The sequence below is a fragment of the Saccharopolyspora soli genome (assembly GCF_022678645.1).
GTDB classification, from domain to species: Bacteria; Actinomycetota; Actinomycetes; order Mycobacteriales; family Pseudonocardiaceae; genus Saccharopolyspora; species Saccharopolyspora soli.
In genome coordinates, this window is record NZ_JALBWV010000096.1 from 1 (window position 1) to 26081 (window position 26081).

The following is a 26081-nucleotide window of genomic DNA, read 5'->3' on the forward strand; positions in this document are numbered from 1 at the left end:
CCCCCCCGCGCCCCCCCCCCCCCCCCCCCCCCCCCCCCCCCCCCCCCCCCCCCCCCCCCCCCCCCCCCCCCCCCCCCGCCGCGCCCCCCCCCCCCCCCCCCCCCCCCCCCCCCCCCCCCCCCCCCCCCCCACCCCATTCACCCGGCGGGGACTCCGCAGGGGAATTCGAGCGGTAGCGGGCCGTCTCCGCGACTTCGATCTTGGCGCATCGCCTCGGCCTGCACGTGGTCCAGCTTTCCCAAGATCTCGTCCAACCGGCTCGGATCGCGGGCGAACTCCAGCACACCTCGGTAGAACGCGTTGCGCAGGCCCGGCGGCATCAGGTCGGACGCGTCGAAGCAGAGTTGCGGGCTCGTCGTGAGAGTTCGCGCGATCTTCTGGCTGACCTGATCCGGATAGGTCTCCGGTGCGATCCCGGCGTTGACGGAATACGCGCTGCTGCCAGCCATTTTGCGAGTGGCCCAGATCGCTTGGGCTTCCTCGGTGGCCAGGAAGTGCAGGAACTCCTCAGCTTCCGGGCGTGGTTCGCCCTGCTGCGCGGTACCGAGGTCGTCCGCTGGCCGCTTCGGCAGCACTGCCAGGTCAGCGCTGACGATCTGCGGCTCCTGGCGGGGGCCGAACCTCGGGAAGCGGAAGTAGTCGAAAGTCGCGCTCTCGCCCGCCACGTCGGGGTAGGTCGCGTAGCTGCCTTGGATGAACGACGCCGCGTGGTCGAACGAGCACTGCTCGGGATCGGCGAACATGCCTCGCCCGGCATCGGTGAAGTCCGTGAGCAGCGCCGCGGTCGGATCTCGGTCAACCGGCCCCGAGTCGGCCACGACCTCCTCCCAGGTCCGCCAGGCTTGTTTCATCTCATCCGAATACCAGGGCGAAACACCGGTGGCCCACTTCTGGTATTCGGCGCTGCCCTGCTGTTGCAGGAAGATGTCCTCGATCCAGTCAGTGCCCGGCCAGCCGGGTACCGGTGGCGCATCCAACCCGAGGCACCACCGGCCGGGCAACGCCTGCAGCTCTTCCCAGGTCTCGGGTGGATCCGGCACCTCGCCACGGTGCCAGACGAGGCTCTTGAGGTCAGCCTTCGCGATGACCGCGTACGTCTCCCCCAGACCGAGCGTCGGAAGCACCGGCCAGCGCTGCCCGGCCGGAGGTTCGTAGCCCCTCGCCGGGTCCAGTTCGTAGACCAGGTCCTGGTCCACGTACTCCTTCAACTCCCCCGCGCTGGGCAGGATCGCGACATCCGGCGGCTCGCCCTTCTGCACACCGGACTGCAGGACCTGTTCCATCGCACGGGTGCCCTCGTAGTTGACCTCGATGCCGGTTTTCTCCTCGAAACGCTCGCGGATGAGTGCGAACGACTCCTCCTCCGCACCGGTCCACGACGCGAGCACGGTGATCGTCGTTCGTTGCACCGGGGCGCACGCAGTGGCCAACAGGGCCAGCACGACCCCGAGCAGCGCGGCATGCCTGCCCGTCCTCATGATCTTCCGAATCTGTACTCGTCGAACCTCCGCCAGAAACCCCAGACCGCGCAGCCAGCGATGGCCAGCCCGCCGCTTGGAATCGACCATTCCAGCCAGCCCCAGAAGGTCGCGGCCTCCAATTCCGAGCGGACGCGCCGATCGCTCTCGGTGTAGTCGGGGCCGGTGTCGACGTACTCGGTGGCTTGATCCGCAAGAGGGCCTTGCGCCAGGAGTCGCTGCGCTGTTGCGCCGCATTCTCCGGCGTGGACCGAACAGATCTTGTCCAGCTGCTGAGCGATCGCTTCTCGGTCGCGGGCGAGCAGCTGATCGGGTTTCAACTCCGGAGGTTCCAGCAGCGTCGCCTGAAGCCAATCGTCTGCCGAGGGCTCCTCCGATCTCGGCAGATCTGGCGGCAGCACGGCCAACAAACTGCGTTGGGCGGCATCGATCCGGTGCATGGAGATGTAGGTCAAATACCCGCAGCCGACCATCGTCAACAGCACGAGTCCGGTGGCCACGATCAGCCCGGCGTTGAATCGACGGCGGAACCGGCGGCGCATGAATCGTTGCGCGACCACCAGCGCCAGCAGCAGCGCAACGTTCGAAACCAGGCACAGAACCAGCAGCGGCGGCACGATCAGCACCACAACGCCCGGTGGTGGCAGCAGGCCCGACAGCCGCAACCACTCCTTCGGCTCGGTCGAGACCAACGCCGCGACCCATGCCTGCTCCTGAAGCATCTCGCGCTGAACTCCCTGCAGCTTGTGGAGCCTTTCGATGATTCCGCCGGGCACGTCGTGCAGCTGGCGTCCTGCGCTCCAAAGCGCTGCGGTGGCCATTTCCTCATCGCCAGCACGGGCATGCGCGGCCGCTTGGCTTATCGCGTCCGAATAGGACGCCAGCAGGCTGTTGACGGTCTGCACCGCTTCGGTGCCCGCCGCGCCGACGGCATTGACTTCGGCGGCCTGCGCCAGGCTCTGACCGGCGATCGCCATCTGGTTGTAGTACTCCTGGCCCGGACCGGCCAACCCGGCATGCCCGTACAGGAAACTCCTGGTCGCCGCGATGTTGGCGGCCATGAGCGCCTTCTGCGCGATGGAGACGTCGACGATCATCGGACCGGTGCGCTCCCGGATCGCCACGTCGGTGTCGTGCACGCTGCGGAAGAACCAGTACGACGAACCGGTGGCCACCACCACGAGGAGCACCAGAACGGTGAAGTGCTGCCACAACCGCACTCGTGTGTCGCTGGTCGGCCTGCCGTCGGAGTTGCTCATCGCTGCTCCACCGGGTGCAGTCGGGTGCCGCACTGCTCGCAGTACCGGTCGTAGTCCATCGCGATGCGCCCGCAGTCCGGACACCTCGCCGACGCCTCGTCCGGTTGCCCGATGGACAGGAACACCTGGCCCGCCTCGATGAGATCGCGCGGCCCGACCGGCCGGTCCGCGGCCAACCGGCTGAGTCGCCAAAGGCTGTCCTTCGCACCGAGCCGACGCGCCAACTCCCCTGCCACTCGCCACTGCTGCTTGGCCTCATCGACGTTGTCCGCCAGGAACGCCGTGCAGCCCGCCTGCACCGCCTCGGCCAGCGGGCGAAGGCTCGGATCGGGCTCGGCCACCGGCCGACCGGACTTCGATCCCGCGTCGACGACGAACCAGTGCACGCGGATCGCGCGGGCGGGGCTCACCTGGTGGGCCAGCGCAGCCCCGGTCGGCCGCGCCACGATGCTGACCGTCGCAGCTTGCAGGTCCTCGTCCCGCGGGCTGCGACCGGCGTTGACCCGCAGCCGGAGTTGGTACCGGCGGGAGCCGCTCCAATCGGCGCCGATCGGCACGTCAACACTGCCCGCGCTGCGTTCCGCAGTGGCCAGCAGATCGGCCGGATCGGCGTCCACGCGCCGCACTTCCAGCACTTCATCCGCCAGCCGCAGTCTGATGCGAATTTCGAGCTCCACTTCGGACGTCTCCTCGACGGACACGACCATTCCGGCCCGCAGCTCGTCCTCGCTGGTGGCCAGGTACGGCTGCTGCCAGATCTCCAGCTCGACGTTCGGCAACTCGCTCATCCACTGCTCCCGTCACCATCTGGTCAGCGGCCGGTGCCGGTTCTTCAGGTCCAGCAACACGTCGTGCTCGCGGCGGCTGCTCGCCTGCCCGGCAAGTGCGCTGAAGGACCGCTCCAGCAGCGGGAGCAGGGTTTCGCGGCTGGGCGCCCTGCCCAGGACGTCGCCGCTCGGCAATCTCGAATTGCCGGGCACGCCCAACCAGTCGAAAGCGACCTGCCGCAGCCACGCCACCAGCCGGTGGTAGTCGTCGTCGCTCAACCGGTGCGAGTCGTCCTTGTGCAGGTTCTCCAGGTGTTTCAACGCATCCGCGAAATCCTGTGCGGTCGGCGGTGCGCCGGAATCGAGCTCGATCAAGCTCGCCCGGACCGCAGCGACCTGAGCCCGGCTGTAGTGCTTGGACTTCTTCTGCACCTCGCCCAGCACACGCACCGCTGCACCGCGCCGCCCGGCGGCGAGGTGCAGCCTCGCCAGTCCGAACACCGCACTGGCCGGGCCGTTGTCCCGCCGCCACACCGTCTCGTAGTAGGTCTCGGCCTCCTCGGATCCGCCGTCGACGTTCTCCAGGCAGTACCCGATCGCAATCTTCGGCGCGGCCTCGGCAGGCAGCATGCGGCGCACGGCTTCGAACTTCTCCCGCGCCGCACCGAATTTCGCCTCGAACAGCGCGACCAGCCCGGCATGCCAGTCGATGCGCCACTTCGCGGTCAACCCGCCGATGGTCTCGGCCTCCTCGACGCACTGCTGCGCTCCGGTCGCATCGGACTTCTCCAGCAGCTTGCGGCACTGCATCAAGCGGCTCTCGACGGACCGGTACTTCTGCAACTCGCCCGGATCGCTGCCGCTGAACATGGCGAGCTCGGCGGCATGCGCGTCCGACCGATCGATGATCGGCGGGGGCATGTTCTTCACGAACTGGCTCGGCAGCGGTCGACCGAAGTCCGCCAAGCCGTCCGACCCCTCGGTCCACGTCGCCAGCGGCGGCGCCGCACCCAGGCCGTTGTCCTGCAGTTCCGTCGCCGAGGCGAAGTAAACCGACGGCCTGTTGCGCGATTCGAAGTCGTGCAGCGAGAGGATCTCGCGCAGCACGCCCGCCAGTTGACCGGCCATCTCCGCGGCCGAATCGAACCGCAGCACCTTCTCCTCGCCCTCCCGCAGGGCGCGTTCCAGCACGAACCCGAACGATTCGATGCTGAAGCGGTAGCGGCCGTCCTCCGTGCGCGTCGGGATTTCCTCCTGCAGCTTCTGGAGCGTCCGGGCCACCGCGTACAGGTCCGAGCCGACCGACAGACCGCTGTTCACCTCGTCGGCCGGAACGCAGAACTCCTGGTTGACCACAGTGGACGGACGGTGGTCGTCCTGCTCGCGGACGCTGCCCAGATCGATGATGTGGATCCCGGTCTCGCCGCGCATCACGTTGCTCGGCGACATGTCGGTGTAGAGCAGGCCGCGACCGTGCAGGTATTCGAACACTTCGAGGATTTCGCAGCCGTAGGCCATGATCTCCACGATCCGCGGCGGCGCCGAGCCACCCGGTTTCGTGGGCAACGGTTCCGCGAGCTTGCCCATCTCCTCCAGCGTGACGCCCTTGACGTACTCCATCACGATGTAACCGTGCTGCTTCCCGGACTCGTCGGGATGCCGGAAGAAGTCCAAGGCGCGCACCAGCTTCTCGTGCTTGAGCATGGTGAGGTGGTGCCGTTCGGCGAGGATCATCGACTCGTCCTCCGGCTGGTTGATCAACGCCTTGATCACGACCGGCTCGCCGTCCGGGAACTCCTTCTCCTTGGCGAGGTAGATCGAGCCGAAACCACCGCGCCCCAGGTACCCCAACACCGAGTACTTGTCGCCGACCACCGCGCGGGGCTGCAACTGGGGTGCGAACGAGAAGCGCTTCCGGCACCGCGGGCAGAAACCCGTGGTGCAGCGCTGCTGACCGGCGACCGCGCGGGCCAGTTGGCCTTCGCAGTCCTTGCACCACCGGTCACCGTCGGACATGCGGGGAGCTCGGTCGAACTGCCCGGTCGGGTTGTGGAACTCCAGGCTCGGCAGCCGCACCAGACCCGCGCACAGCCAACTCCCCTCGCCGACCTGGACCGTGCCGCGCGAACGCTGCCCGGCATCGGGGTGGCGGTGGCAGGTATCGCAATAGCCCGTTTCCTCGATCCGGCCCCGGCAATCCCGGAACGGGCAGTCGCGGATCCGCCCGGCGGCGGGCTGCGGCGCGGGGCCTCCCCCGGTCTGCACTTCACCACCGACGCCGTAGAGAACCCGCGCCCCCGCCACGATCCGCTCCAGCTCCGCTATCGCGACCACATCGCGCGCGCTCGCCGTGGCCTCCCACAACCGAAGGCCGGTCGCCAGGAGTTGCTCTCCGACGAGATGCTGCTGGTATCGACGGGAATACCGGCCGCCGCTGGTGACCCAGTGCCAGGTCCCGTCCAAGCGGGAGAGCAACTCGGCGACCTGCTTCCGCAGCCGTTGCAACCGCAGCCGCGGGTGTTCGACGACCCATTCCGCGACCTGCGGGAGGTATTCGCGGATACTTTCGACCGGAATCATCCACGCCCTCGGGCTGGCCTCCGCGAGCTGGACCACGATCCCAAGGATCAAGCCGGTTTCGGTGCAGATCGCACCCCCGCCGCTGAACCCGACCTCCACCGCGGAACCGGCCAGCACGTCCAGTTCCACCCACTGCGACTGCGGGCCGCCCTTGCCGATCGGGTTCAACCTGGCCAACTGGTTGTTCGAATGACCGCTGGCCGGGCCCAAGGCCCGAACCTCCGGTGGGTTCTGGTGCCAGTCCGACAGCAGCGCCAGCGTCGCGGAGTTCTCCGCGGGCAGCGGTTTCGACAACTCCAGCAAGGCGACATCGCTCGGGTCGTCGGTGCTCGGCGGCAACCACGCGTGTTCCACCGGCGCCGCCGCGACTTGGCGGTGATTCGCGGGAAACTCCACCGACAGCCCGGCGACCGGTTCGCCGTCCTCGCACACCACGTGCGCGCAGGTCAGCACGTACTTGCCGCCGAGCAGCACCCCAGAACCCAGGAAACGACCGCCGGAAGAGAAAATCCAGGTCTGCCAGGTTGTCGGATCCGCTGTCGAACCGCGTTGTTCGACCACCATGTGATCGACATTACCCAGGCGTCCGGGCCGAGACCGGCGATTGACCCAGCGCCACCCGAACGGCGGCTAGACGGGCGGGGTTCCGGTGCCGAACGGCGCACCACCCAGGGCTTCCCGGCCGTGCGGGGTTCGCCAGCCCGACAGGTCCGGGCCCGCTGGGACTATGCCCGTCGGGTTGATCTGGTGGTGGGTCGCGTAGTAATGGCGCTTGATGTGGTCGAAGTCGACCGTGTCGCCGAAACCCGGTGTCTGGAACAGATCCCTGGCATATGCCCACAGCACGGGCAGCTCCGACAGTTTCTGGCGGTTGCACTTGAAGTGGCCGTGGTACACGGCGTCGAAGCGGACCAGCGTGGTGAACAACCGGACGTCGGCCTCGGTGATCGTGTCGCCCACCAGGTAGCGCCGATCGGCCAAGCGCTCGGAAAGCCAGTCCAGGCGGGCGAAGAGCTGCTCGAAGGCCGCCTCGTAGGCTTGCTGCGAAGTGGCGAAACCGCAGCGGTAGACACCGTTGTTGACATCCGCGTACACCACCGCGTTGACCTCATCGATCTCCGCGCGCAGGTGTTCGGGATACAGCTGCGGGGCGCCATCCCGGTGGTACTGCGCCCATTCCGTGGACAGGTCGAGGGTCAGCTGCGGGTAGTCGTTGGTGACCACCTTGCGCTCGGCGGCGTCCAGCACCGCGGGAACCGTGAAGCGGCCGGTGAAATCCGGGTCGGCGGCCAGGTACGCCTCGGACAGGAAGGAAATCCCGGTCACCGGGTCCTGCCCCTGCGGGTCGAGGGTGAAGCGCCAGCCGCGCTCGTCGCGGATCGGATCGACGATCCCCAGCGACAGCACGTCCTCCAGCCCGAGCAGGCGGCGCACGATCACCGAGCGGTGCGCCCACGGGCAGGCCAGGCTCACCACCAACCGGTACCGGCCCGGCTGCACCGGCCACCCGGACGAACCGTCCGCGGTGATCCGATCGGTAAACCGGTTCGCCTGCCGCACCCACTCGCCCCGCTGCGAGGTCTCCGCCCCGAACTGCGCCTTGGCCATGCCCCGAAGCCTAGTGACTCCCGATGCCGCACGCGAAATCCCGAGATGCGGGGTGGTGGAGTTTTCGAAGACAGGATTCAAGCCCGCGGGTTCCGCATGATGGAATGTTTCGGGTCCGGGGCAGCGCGGATTAGGGTGCCGGGCATGGATCTGGATCTGTCTGGTCGCTGCTTTCTCGTCACCGGTGCCAGCAAAGGGCTCGGCTTCGCCACCGCCCGCGCGCTGGTCGACGAAGGCGCCAATGTCGTCGTCTCTTCCTCGTCGGAGGACAACACCGCCGCCGCGGTCGCCGCGCTGGGCGACAACGCTCGCGGACTCGCCGCTGATCTCACCGACCCCGGCACGCCGCGCCGACTGATCGACTACGCGCGCGAGCAGTTCGGGCGGTTGGACGGGCTGTTCGTCAGCCACGGCGGTCCGCCCGCCGGGGTGGCCAGCGAGCTCGATGACGACACGCTGCGCCGCGGCCTGGAGATCGCCGCGATCGCCCCCATCCGGATCGCCCGCGAGGTGGCCGCCGAACTCGGCGAGGGCGGTTCGATCGTGGTGCTGACCTCCACCTCCGGCGCGCAGCCGCTGACCGGGCTGGCCAGCTCGAACGTGGCCCGGCCCGCGACGCAGGGCTTCGTCAAGGACCTGGCCAACGAGATCGGGTCGCGCGGCGTCCGGATCAACGCGCTGCTGCCGGGCACCTTCGAAACCGAACGCGCCCTCGAACTCGCTGCCAAGAATCCGGCCGCGCGGGAGAAATCCATCAACGCTGCGGCGCTGCGCCGCGTCGGCGACCCGGCAGAACTGGGCGCGGTCGCCGCATTCCTGTTGTCCCCCAAGGCTTCCTACGTCACTGGGGCGGCATGGACGGTGGACGGCGGCCGCCGCGCCGGAATGTGATCAGCCGCAGCCGCATCGCACAGTCGTGGGGGGGGGGGGCCGGGGGGGGGGGGGGGGTGGGGGCCCGCCCCGCCCCCCCCCCCCCCCCGCGGGGGGGCCCCCCGCCCCTGGGGGGGCTGGGCGGGGGCCGGGGGGCCCCCGCGCGGTATTGTCATCCCCCCCCGCCCCACCCCACCGGCGTGTGGCCAAAACCGGGTGGGCGCGGTTTTCCCCACCCACGGCCCTTCGCAGCCACGACTGCGGCTGTCAGCCAGCTCGCTTGGCGAGGACGTCGGCGTGGCAGGGCTTGGGCGCGCACCAGCAGCCGAGTGCCCGCCCCGCCAGCTCACCCTCGCGCAGCTTGGCCAGCAGGTGGGGCTGCTCGTCCAACCACAGCTCGTAATGCCGGACCATCGCCTCGCGGTCGGTCTTGGCTTCGGTCAGGAACGGGTTGGCGAACTCCGACTCCGACCAGGAGTGCCGGGGACCGGCGTGTCCGACGTAGGTCAACAGGCCCGCTTCCACCAGCCACGGCACCAGGTGCTTGTGCGGGCCGCCCTTGCGGACGTTGACCACGATGGTGTGGCCGTCGAGCAGGGCGTCCGCCCGCTCCCGCTCGTCATCGCTCCAGCAACTCGCTTCCTCCGGCAGCACCGAGACCACCCCCGCCGATCAGGGTGCCGCTACCCGAGCCCGGTGACAATTTCGCGCGAAATGTCCGGTCACCCGGATGATTCGGCAGCGCTTGCCGGTGTGGTCAGACGTCGGTGATGCGCAGCCCCGCGTGGGCCTTGTAGCGGCGGTTGATCGCGATCAGGTTCGCCGTCAACGCCTCCACCTGGTGGGCGTTGCGCAGGCGACCACCGTAGATGCCGCGCACTCCAGGAATCACGTCGGCCAGCTCGCGGACCACGTCGGTGGCCTCGCGGTCGTCGCCGAGCACCAGGACGTCCAGGTCGACGTGGCCGACCGCGAGGTCGGCCAGGGTCACCGCCGAGACGTGGTGGAACGCCGCCGTCACCCGCGACTCCGGCAGCAACTGCTCGGCCTGCTGCGCCGCGCTGCCTTCGGGGACCGACAGCGGGTACGGCCCCTTCTTGTCGAAGCCCAACGGGTTGACGCAGTCGATCACGATCTTTCCCGTCAGCTCCGCCGCCAGGGACTTCAGCGTCTCGGCATGTCCTTCCCAGGGCAGCGCGGCCAGCACGATGTCCGACGCCGCGGCGCACCCGGCGTTGTCCTGGCCGGTGACGTCGCCGCCCGCGATCTCGACGATCTCCTCCGCCGCCTGCTGGGCACGTTCGGCGCGGCGCGAGCCGATCACGACCTTCAGGCCGGCCTTCGCCCACCGGATCGCCAGCCCACGACCCTGCGCCCCGGTGCCACCCAGCACTCCGACGGTCATCTCCCGCACGTCAGCCACCCCGGCCCCTTTCACCACGATCAAGCATCGAACACCACGATCGACCCGAAGCGGCGAAATCGCCACCAGTGCGGGGTGTGCTTCAGGCCACTTCGAACGCGACGTCGCGGCGCACCGGGTCGGCCTCGACCAGCCGCACCCAGACCTGCTGGCCCTCGCCGAGCCCGGTACCGGTGCAGCGGGCGATGACCGGCGGATCGGCCACGAACACCTCACCGGCCGAGCCGTTGGGCACGCGCAGCACGGTCGCGCGGAACTCCTCGCCCACCCGCGAGGCCAGCGACCACGCCTGCGCCTGCGCGATGCAGGCCCGCTCCACCTGCCCGGCCACCCGGTCCGAACTGCCCATCGCCGAGGGCAACGCGGCCAGCGCCTCGTGCACCCACTCGGGTACTTCCCGGTCCGACGCCACCGCCAGGCACACCTCGGCGCTGTAGCGGTCGACCAGTCGGCGCAGCGGCGCAGTCACGTGCGCGTACGAGGCGCCGATGCCCGCGTGGTTGGCCTTCGCAGGCGCGCCGTCACCGAAGGCCGTGTAGCCAGCGCCACGTAGTAAACGGGTGGCCGCCACATGCACGGCCAATGCCTCCGGCTGGATCGGGTCGAGCCCCGCGAGCGCGGCGGCAGGCGGGGTGTCCGGTGGCCAGTGCACGCCGAGCCGGGCCGCCGAGCGGCGCAGCCCGGCCACCGTCTCCGGCTCCGGATCAGGCACCGTGCGCAGCACGCCGATCCCGGCGGACAACATCATCTCGGCCGCGCACATCCCGGTGAGCAGCGAAATCTCCGCGTTCCACGCCTCGACTACCAACCGGGGCCGCAGCACCAACCGCCACCCGCCGCGGCCGTCGGACTCCACCTGCTGTTCCGGCAGTCCGAGCTCGATCGCGCCGCGCAGCACCGCCTGCTCCCGGCGCAGCCGCCCGACCACCGGCAACAGCTCGATCGACGGGTGCGCAACACCGAGCTGGAGCGAGCGCTGCACCCCGTCGTAGTCCAGCTGCGCCACCGATCGCACCAGGGCCCGCCGGACGTCGACGCGCACCGGCAGCCCATCGGAATCCAGATCGATCGTCCACAGCACGGCGGCGCGCACCTGGTCTGGCAGCAGGCTCGCGGCGTCTTCGGACAGCCGCGCCGGGTGCAGCGGAACGTTGCCGTCCGGCAGGTACAGGGTTTGCCCGCGTCGCCGCGCCTCGACGTCCAGCGCACCACCGGGCACTACGAACGCAGCGACATCGGCGATCGCGTAATCGATCCGGAATCCGTTGCGCCGACGCCGCACCAGCACCGCTTGGTCGAGGTCCTTGGCCCCCGGCGGATCCACTGTGACCAGCGGCAAGTCGGTGGCGTCCACCCGCGCGCCGTTGAGCACCGGCTGCGCGACGGTCTGCTCCACCTCGGCCAGCGCAGCGGTCGGGTAGTCGACGGGCAACCCCAGTTCGGTGCGGATCGCCGAGAAGTCCCAACCCAGTTCCGGCCTGGCCCGGCCGGAACGTAAAGCGGCGGCAGCTCCGGTGCCACCCGGTGGAATTCCCGCCGCCGCCACGAGCTCAGTCCTCGCTGTTCCAGCGTCGGTCCGCCTCGTCGGCCGCCTTGGTCCGCTCCTCGGCTATCTCCAGGGCGCGCGCCGCGGTCTCCCGGTCCGGGTAGGGCCCCAAGCGCTCAGCAGCCCGGCAGCCCGCCTTCGGCTCGACCTGCCGATGCTTCAAACAGAAGTACCAACTTCCGCCGCCCATGCTTCGAGCCTCGCACGACTACGTGCACCTGTCACGCACCAAGCCGCGACACGACCGAGATGTCCGAACGGTCACCAGGCCGGTGGCGGGGGCGCGGCAGGCGTCGGTTGCGGGCCGCCCGGATCCTGCCGCGGGATCGGGTCCAGACAGGACACCAGCACCTGGTGGGTCTCCGGGTTGTCGATCCGGCGCCCGTCGCGCATCCGGTACTCCAGGTCGCCGTTGTCGCCCACCTCCACCGTGCAGCCGACCTCCGCCAACTGGTCGTCGTCGAGGTCCACCAGCCGCTCGTAGCGGGACGGCACCACTCGGTACACCGGCCACTGCAGGTGTCCGAACGCCTGGTGGAACTCGGCGAGCAGGTGGCTCATCTGCTGCTGCCACGGCAGCGGCATGGCCTCGGCCAACGACCGGGGCAACACCGCGTAACCACCGTCCACGCCCGGTCGGGCGCGGGTCAGGTAGTCCCCGAGCGGCGTGCTGGACGCGGGCGGACCGGACGGCCGCGGAATCGGGTCTGGCGTGAACATGATCAACAACCCTTTCCGAAGGTCAGCAGGCCGCCGCCATTCTTACCTACCGCTGGGGCCCGGCGGCGGGAGCCGCGGCGCCAGGCGGCGGCGTGTCGGCGGCCGGGCGCACCACTGTGGGCAGCAGTTCGCCGCCGTCCCACAGCTTTTCCACCTCGACGGACTCGCCTGGTTGCGGGGCGTGCAGGACCTCGTTGTCCCCCAGGTACATCGCCACGTGGTGAATGCCGTTCGGGTCCCGGCCGTAGCCCCAGAAGACCAGGTCGCCCGGCTGTGCCTGGGACAGCGGGACGTGCACGCCACCCTGGAAGAACTGCGTCTGCGAGTACTTCGGGATCTCCACTCCGGCGGCCCGCCACGCCTGCTGCGTCAACCCCGAGCAGTCGAACGCGTCCGGCCCGGCCGCGCCCCACACGTACGGCTTGCCGAGCTGGCTCTGGGCGTACTTGATCGCCTGTTCGGCCAGCACGCTCGCGCCGGGCAGGTTCCCGCAGGCGCTGACGCCCTCGACGTCGCCCTCCACGCTCACCAGGTGCGCGGCCATCGGCTCCCACTTGTGGTAGCGCAGCGGGAACGCCGACCGCTCCACCCGCTGGGCGGCGTCACCGGGCCGCATCTCCTCCCAGCCGGGCACCGCCAGCAGCACGTCGTAGAACTTGTTGATCTGGTAGTCCACGTCGGTGACCTGCTGCACGGTGCCCCAGCCCATCGACGGCCGCATCTGGAAGATCCCCAGCGAGTCCCGGTCGCCGTGGAACACGTTGGCCAGGTTCGATTCGGTCTTGCCCGCCTGGATCGCGATCTGCCAGGCCCGCGGCGGCATGCCGCGCTGCTGGCCGATCTCGATGATCCGCTTGACGATGCCGACCGACTCGTCGGTGAGCGTCGCCGCGTCGTGCTCACCGCGGCCCGCGCCATCGCCCCACGGGCCGAGGTCGGCGCTGCAGTCCGACCAGCCCGCGCGCCCACCGCTGCCGGCCAGCAGAGCGGTCAGCGCCCCGACGCCGATAAGACCTGCGAAACCCGCGAGCACGACGAACGCAACCACGAGTTTCCGCATGTCAGCCCTCCTTGTCGTACTGGGCCACGCGCCAACCGGCCGGAGTCTTGTTCACGGTGACCACGAGCACACCGATGTCGGTCGGTAAACGCACCACCATCGAGCCCGCGGTGGAGTTGACGGCGGTCACCGCGCCGGTGATCACGTTGCCCGCGTTGCTCGGGTCCACCGACGCCATCTCGGTCATGAACTCGTCGGTGGTGTGCGGGCGCAGCTTGTCCAGCCAACGCTGCCGGTCGGAGCCCACCGGATGATCCACCCACGCCTTGCCCCACTCCTCGACCACGGCCAGTCCGGCCGGGTCCGGGGCGACCGGCGTCGGCGCGGCCTGCGGAACCGAAATCGTCGGCGGTGACTTGGTCCGGGTCGGCGGCACCACAGCCGAGTGCTCGGTGGCAGTGGTGCTGCGCGAGGCAGCGACGTTGGTGCTCGGTGGCGGTTCGGGCAGCAGGAAGCCGATTGCCGTCGCCACCACGGCGAACACGATCACCGCGGCGACCAGGTGCTTGGGCGACCGCAACGGCCAGCCCCACAACCTGCGGTACACCGCAGCCCGCCCGCGGTGCGTCCGGATCGGCATCAGCTACCTCTCTTCCGCTCAGCCATCGGCTACTTCCAGCCCCCGGGAGGGGCGGTAGATCACGTAGACCGGACGGCCTGCCACGACCTCCATCTCCGCGCGGCGCGGGCCCGGCGGCTCGGGCGGGCCGGGGACCGGGGAACCCGCCGCGCGAGACGGGATCAGCACCGGATCTTCGTCCATTCCGTCCCATTTGGCATCCGCCACCGGGTTGGTATCGACCACTCGACTCGTGCTGCGCGCCTCCGGCAGCGCCTGCGCGCCGCCCGGTCGCCGCACCGCGGCTCCGCCGGGCAGCGCCGCGCCTGGCGCCGCGACCGACACGTCGCGGTCCAACCGCTGCGCGGTCGCCGCGACCGACGGGTGCTGCGCCTCGGGTCGGCTGCGCCGACGACCTCGTTGCGGCTCGGCGTACTCCTCGTCGGAATCCATGCCGCGCACCTGGTCCCAGAAGTCGCCGCCTTCCTCGGACTGGGGTCGGCGACCGCGGAACCGGGAGAACAGGCCCTGGGGCGCACGCGGGACCGCGCGACCGACGGTGCCCACCGACAGCTCGACCATCTGCCCCATCCGCCGGATCGGCCTGCCGACCAGCAGGAACACGATCGTCACCAGGGCGGCCAGCAGGATCTGGGTCAGCGCCGAGAAGCCGCGCAGCGGGTCGAAGATCCAGGTCAGGATGAGGGTGTGCAGACCGGCCATCGCCGAGATCATCACCACGTTGAGCACCGCGGCACCGGCCACCCGGCCGACGGTGCGCAGCACCTGGTGGTAGAGCAGCGCGATCAGGCCGATCAGCGGTCCGGCCAGGATCAGCACCCGCAGCAACACCTGCGCGAGGAGGATGGTGGCCTTGGCGAGCAGTTGGAACGAGGCGTAGGAGAAACCCTGCACCAGCGCCAGCGTCCCGGCGCCGACGCGACTGCCGTCGATGCCCTGGAAGTAGCCGTAGGAGCTGCCCATCTTCCCGGCGACGTCCTCGAACGCCTGCTTCTTCGGCTCCGGCGAACCAGCATCGGCCCCGGCGTTGGCCTCCTGCTTGGTCCACGCCTGCGCGCGCAGCAGCTCCCGGCCGAGCTGCTGGGCCTGCGGCGAGTCGGGCGAACCGAACTCACCGCGCAGCCAGTTGCGGTAGACGACCTGGTCGTGCAGCAGCGTCGGCAGCGCATTGCTCTCATCGACGCCGACCTCCCGCAGGAACCCGGCCTGCACCGCCGACGTACCGGTGATCACCACGTCGTCCAGCGCGTGCGTGTAGACCAGCGGAGTCAGGTAGGTCGCGGAGGCGAACCAGAGACCGGCCAGCGCCCACATACCGCGCTTGCCGATGGCGGCCAGGTCGCCCGACCAGATGTAGCGGAACAGCACGATCGCCAGCACCAGCGCGACCAGCCCGAACCACGGGGTGAAAACGCTGTCGTAGAGCGCCACGGTGCCGGTGGCGATGACGTCGTCCAGCGGGTCCATCAAATCGCCGTTGAGCAGCGCGTAATGCAGGCCGTTGGTCGCGCCGACCAGGTTCTTGGCGATGTTGAACAGCTCATTGCCGAGCCAGGTGTCGACCAGCGCGTTGGGGTTGGTCACGCCCTGCGGCCCGCAGCCGAGGTCGTACGTGTGCCAGACCAGCCCGGCGTAGCCGACCTCGTCGTAGGCGCTGCCCGGGTTCCCGACGCCCATCGGTGCCGGATCGATCGCGCCGACCATGCCCGAACCTGGGCGTTCGGGGTTCGGCGCTTCCTTGCAGTCGAAGCCCTGCCCCCACGCGGGCGCACCGATCAGCGCCTGGATCGCCAGCAGCCCGGCGACCAGCACGAACGCGCGGCGTCTGGGGGTCGTGAGCGCGTAACCGGGTTGGAGCCCGGTTACGCGCTCACGAACCTTCCGGCGCCGCCGGAGCAGCGCCGCGACGACCACCGCGGCCAGGGCGGTCACCAGCAGGGCGGCGGCGCTCACCGGGCGTCTTCCCCACCCCGCTCGCCCTGGCGGCGGGTCGAGCGCTCGCTGCCGTCATCGTTGTAGCCGATGCCGACGGTTTCCAGCTCGAACTCGTCGAACGACTCGAAATCGTCCGGATACTCCTCGGCCGAGCGCAGCGCGGGGGCGCTGGAGTCGGAGTTGGCACCGTCGTCGGCCGGTCGCAGGGCCCGGCGTTCGACGTTGTCCTCGGCGGCCGGGGTGGTGTCCAGCGCGTTGCGCAGGTGTTCCAGGTGCGGGCCGGAGAAGTCGATGCGGATCTTCTCCACCCCGCCAGCACCGTCGCCGAAGATGAACTGCCGCGGCGAGCGGTCCCGCTCGGTGTTGTTGCGGGCCGGACCCGGTCGACGCCCCAACGCCGCGACCACCTGCTCGTACCCGGCACCGACCGGCACCTTGAGCAGCCGCAGCGCGTCGGCCTGCGCCTGCTCGTCGTCCAGCCGACCGATGAACACCGAGTCCAGCAACGACACGAAGCCCTGGATGCGCAGGAAGTCCGCTGGGATCTGGCTGGACAGCAGCACTCGCACGTTCCACTTCCGCGAGTCGCGGGCGAACCGGTTCATCAGCACCCGGCCGGTCGGCACCTCGGATAGGAAGAACGCCTCGTCGATCCACACGCCCTTGCGCTCGTTCTTGGGCCGCTCGTAGATCGACCGCTGCGTCAACCAGGCCGCCAGGTTCAGCATTTCGACGCCGAGCGCTTCGGCGTCGGTCCAGTGCTCCCGGCCGACCCCGTCCTTGGGCAGCGTCAACCCGGCCATGGTCAGCACCGTGAGCCGGTCTTCGCGGCGCTCGGAGTACGGGTCGGCGTTGATCTCCGGGATCAGCAGCGACATCCGCTCCCTGATCTCGTCCAGGAAGTCGGCCACCACCACCGCGTGCTCGTGGTGTTCGCTCGCGTCGCGGCGCAGCGCCTCGAAGACCATGCCGGGGTGGGCGTCCGGCCGACCGCCGACGGCGCGGACCGCGCGCAGCAGCACGATCCGGGTCTGCGGCAACCGCGCCACTTCGTAGGGCAGCAGGCCGGTGAGCACGTCGAGCACCAAACGACGGCGGGTGGCCGCGGCCAGCGCGCGTTCCCGCCGCCAGCTGCGCTCCGGGTCGTCCTCATCGACAAAGTGCTCCAACTCCGGCTCGGCGACCACCCGGTACGGGTTGAGGATGCCGGGCTGCGCGTTGAGCAGGTTGATCGGCCGGGCGTACGGCCGCAGCTCCGGCAGGTTGCACAGCTCGGCGAGCGGACCGGAGGGGTCCAGCAGCGTCCAGTGCGCCCCCGCCCTCAACGTCTTGTAGACAGTGCCGCCACCCAAAAAGCTTTTCCCGCCGCCGAGCCCGGCGACCATCGCGGTCAGACCGGAGGCGTCCCGGACCTCCTGCGCCATCCACGGGTCCCAGGCCACTGGCCGCCGGGTCGCGGTGCAGGTCTCGCCGAGCAGGATGCCGCGCCGGTCGCCGACCTCCGCGGTCGCCTGCGGCACCGCCGAAGCCGCCCACACCACCGAGCCTCGCCGCAGGTAGGCGCTGTTGGCCAGCGGCTCACCGGGGATGAACTCGCGGGCCATCGCGTACTGCGCTTCGGGGTGTTCGATGGCGATCTTCGGCTTGTACAGGTCGAGGATCTGCTGCGCCAACCGCAGCGCGTCCCGTTCGGTGGGGCCGGAAACCGCCAGCCGCCACCAGGATTTGACCCGAGTCGCCAACGCGGTGAACCCGGAGGTCATCTCGTCGTCGACCTCCAGCACCCGACCGGCCTGCCGGGCCAGCGAGGTGGGCGGCTCCAAGCCGTGCTCCTCGGTGTAGTGCCGCACCTGGGAGCGCACCTTGTTCATCTGCCGCTGCAACTCGCCGCCGACGTCCTCGGGGCGTCGCACGTAGATCCGCGCCGACCACTCCACCGGCGCGGGCAGCCGGTCGGAGTGCTGCATCCACGGGTCGTCGATCTCCGGGATCTGCAGACCGTGCGTCTGCCCGACGGTGAGCACCGCCACGTGCCGGGTGACGCCCGCGTTCGAGCCGGTGCGCCCGCGCACCGTCACGGTCGGCGAATACGGGTCCTGGTGCATGTCGGAGGCATCGGTGAAGGACGCGAGGTCCTCGGGCTCCCACGGCGCGCCGGGCACCGCGGGCAGGTTGCGCGGCGCGGGCAGACCCAGCGAGCACGAGCGGTGCATCAGCCAGGAGATCTCCCCGGCGGTCACCGGTCGGCCGTCCAGCCCGGCCGAACCGATCACCTGGTCCAGGTGCTCGATCTCGCTGTCCAGCGCGACGAGTTCGGCGTCCACCGCCTCCGGGAACACCCGGCGCAGCAGCGGCGCGGCGCGCTCGACGGCCCGGTCCACCACGTTGCGGGTCTGCACCTGGACACCCAGGTAGACCTCTTTCTCCGCCATGGAACGGCCCATCAGCTGCTGCTGCTCGCCGACCATGTAGTCGTCGAAGCTCAGCGCGCCGGGCGCGTCCGGCATCGCGTTGCGCGCGTTGTGCACGTGCGCCTCGGCCCACATCCGGATCGGGTAGGGCCGGTTGGTCACCCGCAGGTGCATCCAGCGCCCCTGCAGTTCGGCGTACTGGCCAGCGATCGCGGCGATCAGGTCCTGGCGCTGCGAATCGGAGCGGAAGGACCAGCGCTGGGGGGAAAGCCGGTACCAGGCGAACACGTCCTGGCCGGTGCGCACCAAGTGGCCGTCGATGGACCGCGCGGCGATCGACGGCGTGTAGCTCGGAATCGACTGCTCGTCGCCGAGTCCCCGGCCGCGTTTGCTCGGCTTGCTCTTGGCGTTGCGGACCTTGCCGTTCGAACCGCGGGGGGGACCCGGAACTTGGTGCGTGTTGCGCTCACGGCCTCGCCGGCGACCGAACACCGCGAACCTCCTTGCTACGCGCGGGCCTGCTGGGAACCGTGCGGGCCACCGGCTGCCTGGACCGGCCGGACCGCTGTTGCCGCTGGGAGCGGCCACGCCTGGGCTTCTTCGGCCGGGGGCGCTGCGCCCTCACCCTGATCCGAGCTGCACTGGCGGCTCCTCCCGTACCGGACGTCTTCTCCCTGGGCGCGGTGAGTTCGCGCAGCCACATCACCATTACCGCACCCAGCGGGCGTTCGTGGCCGATGCGCGAGCAGATGATCCGAGTTACCGCGATCGTGATGACCACCGCCCACGCGGTGGAGAAGAAGCTGAAACCGATGTTCATCCGGCGTTCCACGGCGAGCACGAGCAGGAACACCACGATTCCCACTCCCCAGGCGACGTAGCGGGCCCGCCACGGGAACGTCGCCTTGGGCCGCCCCAGCCAGACCGCGTCGACCCGGTAGATCTCGTCGTCGGTCCGTATTCGCACGGCAGATCACCCGCCGCTGCTGCTGAACAGGCCAGCGATGAACGTGCCGATGTTCACGCCAGCCCCGTTCACGGCCAAACCGATGATCGCGAGCGCCACGATCACCCCGCCAACGCGCCGCATGACGCCCGCGTTGTCGCCCTTGCCGCCGCCCAGCCACAGCAACAGGACCGCGACGGTCAGCAGGAGCAGCGGCAGCAGGTTTTCGAGAATCCAGGTCCGGATACCAGCGGTGCCGACCTCTGCCTGCGCCAGTATGTCCAGTTGCGCCAGTGTTTCCAGTGGCATGGCGGTCATCTCTTTACCCCTGAGTGCGCGGAGTGTCGTCGGGCCGGTACCTCAGCGTGTCGGGCGCGTCCCGACACACAGGTACGAGTAGAACATGACATGGTGACCTGAAGTAGTGGTTGCGAGTTCGGGAGTGGCGGAAACGCTGTCGCACAGCCGTCGCCGTCACGCCGTGAATAGGCTGTTCGGGCATGCCACTTTCGGCGTACCGCTGGGGAAAACGCGCTCACCGGGCCGATTTTGGTCTGGAATCTCGTGGCTGTTCACCCGCTTGCGAGCCCCTTCGTGACGCACCGTGCATGACTCGGTGAACCAGTGGATTTCCGCACATCGCACCATGATGCACCCGACCGGATCACGCGGAGGTGACCTCGCGCGGCCGGACCGGAACGGAAGGTGATCTTGGCGCTGATTCAGGGTAGCGGTTGCACGGCACCGGGTTCCGCCCAGGGCGGCCCCGCTCGGACAACCGACCCGATCGGCCCAACGGGGCCGCCCACTTTGGACGATCCACCACGGTCGATCGGAGTCATTCATGCGAATACCGAAATGCCGCGGAATCTCACCCGCTCCGCAAACCCGCGTATTGGACCGATCGGCGCAATCAGATGTGGCGAAGGGACGATTTCGCGCGAAACCGCCGCTGGGACCGGTGCAAGGCGGATGAGTCGGCCTGTAAGCCGGATTCTGTTCCCGGGGGCCTTGCGGCGCTCCCGATCGGTGACCATCCATCTGGGCCTGCCGTCGCCGACAGGCTCGTGCGGCCTACCCGCGGACCTCGGGCGAGCCACCCTCGAACGTCCGCGCAGACACCGGACCGGCGTCCTCTTGGCCTTGCTCCGGGTGGGGTTTGCCGAGCCACCCCGGTCACCCGAGGTGCTGGTGGTCTCTTACACCACCGTTTCACCCTTACCCGGCGGATACCGCCGGGCGGTCTGTTCTCTGTGGCACTGTCCCGCGGGTCGCCCCGGGTTGCCGTTGGCAACCACCCTGCTCTGAGGAGTCCGGACTTTCCTCGACGGGATGACTCCCGCCGCGGTCACCCAGCCGACTCATCCGCACCGTCCAGTTTAGCCGCGCAGCTCGACCGGACGAGGATCAGCCCCGGTCAGCCGCCGCAGCGCAGCCGGCTCGGCACCGATCCGGTCCAGTCCGAGCAGCCCCGCGCCGATCACCGGCGGCGCCTCGACGATGCGGACGTCGACCTCGGGCGCGACCTTCGCGCAACGCCGCCGGATGTCCGGTAGGAGCCGCCGCCCGGCCCCGGTGAGCACTCCGCCGCCCAGGACCACAGTCGTCGGAGCGTCGTGCAACTCCAGTCGACGCAAGGTCACCGTGGCCAGCAGTCCGATCTCTTCGGCGAGTCGATCGACCAGTTCGGTGGCGATCGTGTCGCCGTCCTCGGCCACCTCGAACAACACCGGGCACAGCTCGTGCACCGCGGTCGCGGGCAGCTCGCCGAAGTGCAGTGCCTCGATGATCTCCGCGGTGCTGCGCGCCCCGAAGTGGGCCAGCACCGCGGGCAGCAGTGCGGTCGGTGCGCCCCGGCCGTCCTCGGCGCGCACCGCCCACCACAGGGCTTCCTGGCCGAGGAACGACCCACCACCCCAGTCGCCGGAGATCCGGCCCAGCGCCGGGAACCGGGAGGTCCGGCCACCGGGTGCGACTCCGACGCTGTTGATACCGGCGCCGCAGACCACCGCGACTCCGATGCCGTCGTCGGTCCCGGCCCGCAGCAGCGCGAAGGTGTCGTTGTCCACGGTCACCGACGTCGACCAGCCGCGCTGTCGCATCGCCCGGCGGAGTTCGTGCTCCTCGCGCGGCAGGTCGGCACCAGCCAGGCAGGCCGAGGTGTGCACTGCGAACGGCGGCCCGACTGGCAGCCCGGCTCGGCTGGTGGCCTCCGCAGCCAGGTCGGCGAGGGCGTCCAAGCACCGCTGCACGCCGACGTGCTGCGGTGACGCACCTGGTCCGCGCACGGACGCCAGCACCGAACCGTCGGTGGCGACGAGCAGCACGTCGGTCTTGCTGTTGCCGCCGTCGATGGCCAGCACGGCGGGCGTCATCGGACCCACGGCAGGAACGCGGCGTTGCGCTGGACGAGTTCATCGGCCAGTTGGTCGGCGACCGCGTGCTGGCCGATCAGCGGATGCGCGAGCAGGGCGTCGGCGACCCGATCCCGGCCGCCGCGCAACGCGGCATCCAGGGCCAGCTGCTCGTAGCCCGCGACGTGGCCGATCAGGCCGGCCAGGGCGGGTTCCACCGGACGGACCGGCAGCGGCCGGGCTCCCGAGGAATCCACAGTGGAGTTGGTCTCGACGACCATGTCGTCCGGCAGGAACGGCAGGGTGCCGCCGTTTCGCACGTTCACCACGTGCTCCTGGGGACCGCCTGCCGTCAGGGCGTGGACGAGCTGCACCGCCGCCTCCGAGTAGTAAGCCCCACCGCGCTGCGTCAGCTCTTGCGGCTTGGTCGTGACCGAGGGGTCGGCGTACCGCTTGAGCAGGTCGCGTTCGACATCTGCCACCACGGCCGCGCGGGGCGGGGAATTGCGTTGTTTGGCAAGCACTTCGTCGTGGGCGTAGAAGTACTTCAGGTAGTACGACGGCACCATCCCCAACCGCCGCAACAGACCCGGCGGCAGGCCGATGTGGTCGGCTAGTTCGTCGGCGTGCGACGCGAGCAGTTCCGGCAGGACGTCACGACCGCCGACCCGCACGCCGCGCACCCAGGTGAGGTGGTTCAGGCCGGTGTGCTCCAGTCGGACGGACTCCGGCTCGACGTCGAGCAGCTGCGCGATCCAGCGGCTGAAGGTGATCGCGACGTTGCACAGGCCGACCGCGCGGTGCCCGGCGTCGAGCAGCGCTCGGGTGACGATGCCGACCGGGTTGGTGAAGTTCACGATCCACGCCTGCGGTGCGACGGCCCGCACGCGCTCGGCGATGTCGAGCACCACCGGCACGGTCCGCAGCGCCTTGGCCAGCCCGCCCGCGCCGGTCGTCTCCTGGCCGATGCAGCCGCAGTCCAGCGGAAACGTCTCGTCGCCGTACCTGGCCCGCTGACCGCCCACCCGCAGTTGCAGCAGCACGGCCGACGCCCCGGTGGCCGCGGCCACGACATCCGACGTGGTGCGCAACCGCGCCGGATGACCGGCGCTGCGCAGCAGCCGACGGCAGAACCCGGCGACCACCGCCAGCCGCTGCGCATCCGGGTCGACCAGCACGATCTCGTCGATGGCCGGGTCGGACCGGGTGGCCAGACCGTCGATGAGTTCGGGTGTGTAGGTGGAACCGCCGCCCACCACCGCCAGTTTCATCGCTACCCCTTGACTCCGGTGAACGTGATGCCGCGGACGAAGGCGCGTTGCGCGACCAGGAACAGCACGATGACCGGCAACATCACCAGCACGGTCGCGGCCATCGTCAGGTTCCACTCCACGTGGTGCATGCCGCGGAACGACGCCAGTCCGACCGACAACGTCCAGGACCGCTGGTTCTCCCCGGCGTACAGCAGCGGGCCGAAGAAGTCGTTCCAGGTGTAGAAGAAGCAGAACATCGCCGCCGCGGCGATGCCCGGCCGGGCCATCGGCAGCACGATGCGCAGCATCGTGGTGAACTCCGAGCAGCCGTCCACCTTCGCGGCGTCCACGTAGGACTGCGGGATGGTCAGGAAGAACTGCCGCAGCAGGAAGATGCTGAACGCGTCGCCGAACAGGTGCGGGATGATCAGCGGCCAGAGCGTGCCGGTGAGGTCGAACCGGGTCCACACGATGTACAACGGCACCGCGGTGACCTGCGGCGGCAGCATCATCGCCGCGATCACCAGCACGAACGCCGCGCTGCGGCCCCGCCAGCGCAGCTTCGCCAGCGCGTAGGCCACCGGGATGCTGGAGATCAGCATGAACGCGGTGGCCAACCCGGAGTACAGCAGGCTGTTGGCGAAGTAGCGCAGCATCGGGGCTTCGGCGAAGACCTCGCCGAAGTTCTCCCAATGCCATTCCTGCGGCCACAGGTTCGCGGTCAGCGCCTGCTGATCGGACATCGTGGCGGTGAGGAACACGAACACCAGCGGCAGCAGGAACATCACGCCGAGCGCGATGCCGATGCTGTGCACCGCCACCCAGTACAACCGGCCGTGCGACATGTCAGCCCACCTCCTCGGCGTTGGTGCCGCCGCGCATCCGGCGGATGAGCAACACGGTGAAGCCGATTGAGAACAGGAACAGCACCAGGGCCATCGCGGCGGCGTAGCCCATGTTGTAGTAGTGGAATCCCTGCTGGTAGAGCCAGGCCGGGAAGGTCAGCGTCGCGTTGTCCGGGTAGCCGAGCACCTTGCTGCTGCCCACCACTTCGGCCTGACCGGAGGCCACCGAGCCCGCCACCACCGCCTGGGTGAAGTACTGCAGCGCGAAGATGATCGAGTTGACCACGCCGAACAGCAGCACCGGGGCGATCGACGGGATCGTGACGTGCCAGAAGCGCCCGACCGCCCCGGCGCCGTCCAGCGCCGCCGCCTCGTGCAGATCCCTGGGCACGTCCAGCAGCGCGGCCAACAGGATGATCATCAGTTCGCCGCTGTCCCACAACGTCAGCAGGGTCAGGGCGGGTTTGGCCCACGCCGGATCGTTGAACCACAGCGGACCGTCGATGCCCAGCAGTCCGAGCAGCGCGTTCACCGGTCCGGTGCCGGGGTTGAACAGGAAGGTGAACGCCAGGGTGGCCGCCACCGGCGGGGCGAGCGCGGGCAGGTAGCACAGCGTGCGGACCAGGCCGACGCCGCTGCGCAACCGGGCGAGCACCGCAGCGACGCCGAGCGCGAACACCACGCGCAGCACGGTGAGGACCACGACCAGCCACAGCGTGTTCACCGCGGCGACGCGCACCACCGGGTCACCGAAGAGCAGGTACGCGTAGTTGCGCAGCCCGACCCACTGCGGCGGGCTCAGCAGGTCGTAGCCGGTGAACGAGAAGTACGCGGTGGCCAGCAACGGGTAGGCGAAGAAACAGCTGAACCCGATGATCCAGGGCGCCATGAACCCGAGCACCCGCAGGCGGCGCCGGTGCGCCGTGCGGGCGCGGGCCGGGGTCGCTCTCCCCGGCCGCGTCCGTTCCAACGTCGCCGTCATGGCCTCAGCCGCCGCCCAGCGCCTTGGCCGCGTCGATCTGGGCGTCCAGCTCCCGCAACGCCCCGCCGAGATCGGCGACCTGCCCGCTCTGCCACTTCACCGCGAAGTCCTCCGTGGACTTCATGGCTGCGCTGCCGTTCGGACTCGGTGGGCTCGGCACCAGCTGCGGGTTGTCGAAGAGGTCCAGGAAGGTTTGGTACTGCTCGGTGCGTTCCAGTCGCGCATCCTGCAACGCCGCCTTGGTGGTCGGCACGTTCTTCAGGCCGTTGGCGAGTTCCACCAGTGCGTTCGTGTCGGTGGTCAAGTAGCGGACCAGTTCCCAGGCGGCACCGGCGTTCTCGGCACCGCGGGGGATGCCGATGATGGTGCCGGTGACGAATCCGGTTCCGTAGAGCTCGGGCTTGGCGTCGGCGACCGGGAACGGCGCGGTGCCGAAGCGCAGGTTCGACGCCTCGTCCTCGATGAACCCGGTGCGGTACTCGCCGTCGATCATCATCGCGATCTTGCCCTGCTGGAAGGCGTTGTCCGCGGAGTACTGCTGACCCAGCCCCGAGGTGAACTGCACCAGCCTGTCCCAGCCGTAGAAGTCGACCAGTTCCTTCTGCCAGCGGAACATCTCCTGCCAGGCCGGGTCCTGGCCGAGCACCGACTTGCCCTGCGCGTCCGTCCACTGCGCGCCGAAGTGCGGCGCCCAGTTCCACGGGTGGTTGGCCTGCGAACCCAGCACCGGGAGGAACCCGGCGACCTTGATCGAGCCGTCCGGGTTGAACTCGGTGAGCCGCTTGGCCATCTCGGTCAGCTCGGACATGGTCTTCGGTGGTGCGGTGAGACCGGCCCGTGCGAAGGCGTCGGTGTTGTAGAACAGGCCGTACACGTCGGCCAGCAGCGGCATCGCGCAGCGCTTGCCCTGGAACTGCGTGTAGTTCTGCACCACTTCCGGGATCTGGTTCAGGTCGACCTGGTCGCGCTGGAGGTAGGGCCCGAGGTCCTGCCACGCGCCGCTGGAGCAGAACTGGCCGAGGTTGACCGTTTCCGCTGAGATCGCCACGTCTGGCGGGTTGCCGCCGCGGATGGCCTGGGTGATCTTGTCGTCGTCCTGGTTGCCCTGGCTGTTGATGGTGATGTTCGGGTGCTTGGCGTGGAAGCCGTCCAGCACCCGGTTCAGCACGTCCAGCTCGCGGTCGGTGAACTGGCTGGAAACCGTGATGGTGACGGGCTCGTCGGGGCCCGGCGCGGGCTGCGGACCGTCCGATGTGGAGCCCGCGGTGCAGGACGCGGCGACCAGCGCGCCCACCGCCAAACCCGCTGCCACTCCCCACCGCCGCACTCGCCCACTCCGAGGGCGGGACGTGGGGGGGGGGGGGGGGGGCCGGGGGGGGGGGGGGGGTGGGGGGGCCCCCCCCCCCCCGCGGGGGGGGGGGGGGGGGGGGGGGGGGGCGCCGCGCGGGGGGGGGGGGGGGGGGG

The 26081-nt window shown here is 69.8% G+C and carries 22 protein-coding genes and 1 other RNA gene; 1 reads left to right on the forward strand and 22 read right to left on the reverse strand.

Going from position 1 to position 26081, the window contains the following annotated elements:
* Nucleotides 1-137: 137 nt before the first annotated feature.
* From MOQ72_RS40395 to MOQ72_RS40415, 5 genes are all read right to left on the reverse strand, one after another.
* Nucleotides 138-1478 carry an ABC transporter substrate-binding protein gene (locus MOQ72_RS40395; protein ID WP_242191265.1) on the reverse strand — a complete coding sequence of 447 codons (1341 nt, stop codon included), beginning with the start codon at nucleotides 1476-1478 and terminating at the stop codon, nucleotides 138-140.
* Nucleotides 1475-2737: a GlnX family signal transduction membrane protein gene (locus MOQ72_RS40400; protein WP_242191266.1), complete on the reverse strand. Its 1263-nt coding sequence runs from the start codon at nucleotides 2735-2737 to the stop codon at nucleotides 1475-1477. The genes MOQ72_RS40395 and MOQ72_RS40400 overlap by 4 nt, the downstream gene beginning before the upstream one ends.
* The gene (locus MOQ72_RS40405; RefSeq protein WP_242191267.1) at nucleotides 2734-3525 is read right to left on the reverse strand and encodes a zinc ribbon domain-containing protein; all 792 of its coding nucleotides are present in this window, start codon (nucleotides 3523-3525) and stop codon (nucleotides 2734-2736) included. Before MOQ72_RS40405 ends, MOQ72_RS40400 begins: the two co-directional genes overlap by 4 nt.
* A gap of 12 nt (nucleotides 3526-3537) precedes the next feature.
* Nucleotides 3538-6648 (reverse strand): tetratricopeptide repeat protein, encoded by a 3111-nt coding sequence (locus MOQ72_RS40410; protein ID WP_242191269.1) that lies wholly within the window; start codon nucleotides 6646-6648, stop codon nucleotides 3538-3540.
* A 66-nt stretch (nucleotides 6649-6714) separates the two neighbouring features.
* The gene (locus tag MOQ72_RS40415) at nucleotides 6715-7692 is read right to left on the reverse strand and encodes a glutathione S-transferase family protein (protein ID WP_242191270.1); all 978 of its coding nucleotides are present in this window, start codon (nucleotides 7690-7692) and stop codon (nucleotides 6715-6717) included.
* A 144-nt stretch (nucleotides 7693-7836) separates the two neighbouring features.
* Here MOQ72_RS40415 and MOQ72_RS40420 point away from each other — a divergent pair, with 144 nt between their 5' ends.
* Nucleotides 7837-8583 carry an SDR family NAD(P)-dependent oxidoreductase gene (locus tag MOQ72_RS40420; protein ID WP_242191271.1) on the forward strand — a complete coding sequence of 249 codons (747 nt, stop codon included), beginning with the start codon at nucleotides 7837-7839 and terminating at the stop codon, nucleotides 8581-8583.
* 246 nt (nucleotides 8584-8829) lie between these two features.
* On the opposite strand, the gene MOQ72_RS40425 is transcribed toward MOQ72_RS40420, so the two are convergent.
* The 17 genes from MOQ72_RS40425 to MOQ72_RS40505 all read right to left on the reverse strand — a co-directional run bounded on the left by MOQ72_RS40425 (nucleotide 8830) and on the right by MOQ72_RS40505 (nucleotide 25944).
* Entirely contained in the window at nucleotides 8830-9216 is a 387-nt protein-coding gene (locus MOQ72_RS40425) for a DUF4326 domain-containing protein (RefSeq protein WP_242191272.1), read from the reverse strand.
* Nucleotides 9217-9319: 103 nt separating this feature from the next.
* Nucleotides 9320-9985, reverse strand: a complete 666-nt coding sequence (npdG, locus tag MOQ72_RS40430) for an NADPH-dependent F420 reductase (RefSeq protein ID WP_242191288.1) — start codon at nucleotides 9983-9985, stop codon at nucleotides 9320-9322.
* An 82-nt stretch (nucleotides 9986-10067) separates the two neighbouring features.
* Nucleotides 10068-11531 (reverse strand): RNB domain-containing ribonuclease, encoded by a 1464-nt coding sequence (locus MOQ72_RS40435; RefSeq protein WP_242191273.1) that lies wholly within the window; start codon nucleotides 11529-11531, stop codon nucleotides 10068-10070.
* Between the two features lie 4 nt (nucleotides 11532-11535).
* On the reverse strand, nucleotides 11536-11721 hold the full coding sequence (locus MOQ72_RS40440) for a hypothetical protein (protein ID WP_242191274.1): 186 nt from the start codon (nucleotides 11719-11721) through the stop codon (nucleotides 11536-11538).
* A gap of 71 nt (nucleotides 11722-11792) precedes the next feature.
* Nucleotides 11793-12251, reverse strand: coding sequence for a hypothetical protein (locus MOQ72_RS40445; protein WP_242191275.1), 459 nt, complete (start codon nucleotides 12249-12251; stop codon nucleotides 11793-11795).
* Nucleotides 12252-12297: 46 nt separating this feature from the next.
* A complete protein-coding gene (locus MOQ72_RS40450; RefSeq protein ID WP_242191276.1) occupies nucleotides 12298-13311 on the reverse strand; it encodes a C40 family peptidase in 1014 nt (337 codons plus the stop codon).
* A 1-nt stretch (nucleotide 13312) separates the two neighbouring features.
* Complete coding sequence (locus tag MOQ72_RS40455) at nucleotides 13313-13891, reverse strand: hypothetical protein (RefSeq protein WP_242191278.1); 579 nt, start codon at nucleotides 13889-13891, stop codon at nucleotides 13313-13315.
* Between the two features lie 18 nt (nucleotides 13892-13909).
* Entirely contained in the window at nucleotides 13910-15844 is a 1935-nt protein-coding gene (locus tag MOQ72_RS40460; protein WP_242191279.1) for a hypothetical protein, read from the reverse strand.
* Nucleotides 15841-18729 (reverse strand): ATP-binding protein, encoded by a 2889-nt coding sequence (locus tag MOQ72_RS40465; RefSeq protein WP_372495641.1) that lies wholly within the window; start codon nucleotides 18727-18729, stop codon nucleotides 15841-15843. Before MOQ72_RS40465 ends, MOQ72_RS40460 begins: the two co-directional genes overlap by 4 nt.
* Nucleotides 18704-19204: a hypothetical protein gene (locus tag MOQ72_RS40470; protein WP_242191280.1), complete on the reverse strand. Its 501-nt coding sequence runs from the start codon at nucleotides 19202-19204 to the stop codon at nucleotides 18704-18706. Before MOQ72_RS40470 ends, MOQ72_RS40465 begins: the two co-directional genes overlap by 26 nt.
* A gap of 6 nt (nucleotides 19205-19210) precedes the next feature.
* The gene (locus MOQ72_RS40475) at nucleotides 19211-19501 is read right to left on the reverse strand and encodes a hypothetical protein (RefSeq protein ID WP_242191282.1); all 291 of its coding nucleotides are present in this window, start codon (nucleotides 19499-19501) and stop codon (nucleotides 19211-19213) included.
* Nucleotides 19502-20152: 651 nt separating this feature from the next.
* Nucleotides 20153-20547, reverse strand: an RNA gene (gene rnpB, locus MOQ72_RS40480) — RNase P RNA component class A.
* Nucleotides 20548-20562: 15 nt separating this feature from the next.
* Nucleotides 20563-21558 carry an N-acetylglucosamine kinase gene (locus MOQ72_RS40485; RefSeq protein ID WP_242191283.1) on the reverse strand — a complete coding sequence of 332 codons (996 nt, stop codon included), beginning with the start codon at nucleotides 21556-21558 and terminating at the stop codon, nucleotides 20563-20565.
* Nucleotides 21555-22808, reverse strand: a complete 1254-nt coding sequence (locus MOQ72_RS40490; protein WP_242191284.1) for a 6-phospho-beta-glucosidase — start codon at nucleotides 22806-22808, stop codon at nucleotides 21555-21557. The genes MOQ72_RS40485 and MOQ72_RS40490 overlap by 4 nt, the downstream gene beginning before the upstream one ends.
* A 2-nt stretch (nucleotides 22809-22810) precedes the next feature.
* The gene (locus MOQ72_RS40495) at nucleotides 22811-23635 is read right to left on the reverse strand and encodes a carbohydrate ABC transporter permease (protein ID WP_242191285.1); all 825 of its coding nucleotides are present in this window, start codon (nucleotides 23633-23635) and stop codon (nucleotides 22811-22813) included.
* A 1-nt stretch (nucleotide 23636) separates the two neighbouring features.
* On the reverse strand, nucleotides 23637-24617 hold the full coding sequence (locus MOQ72_RS40500) for a carbohydrate ABC transporter permease (RefSeq protein WP_242191286.1): 981 nt from the start codon (nucleotides 24615-24617) through the stop codon (nucleotides 23637-23639).
* A gap of 4 nt (nucleotides 24618-24621) precedes the next feature.
* A complete protein-coding gene (locus MOQ72_RS40505) occupies nucleotides 24622-25944 on the reverse strand; it encodes an ABC transporter substrate-binding protein (protein WP_242191287.1) in 1323 nt (440 codons plus the stop codon).
* Nucleotides 25945-26081: the final 137 nt, after the last annotated feature.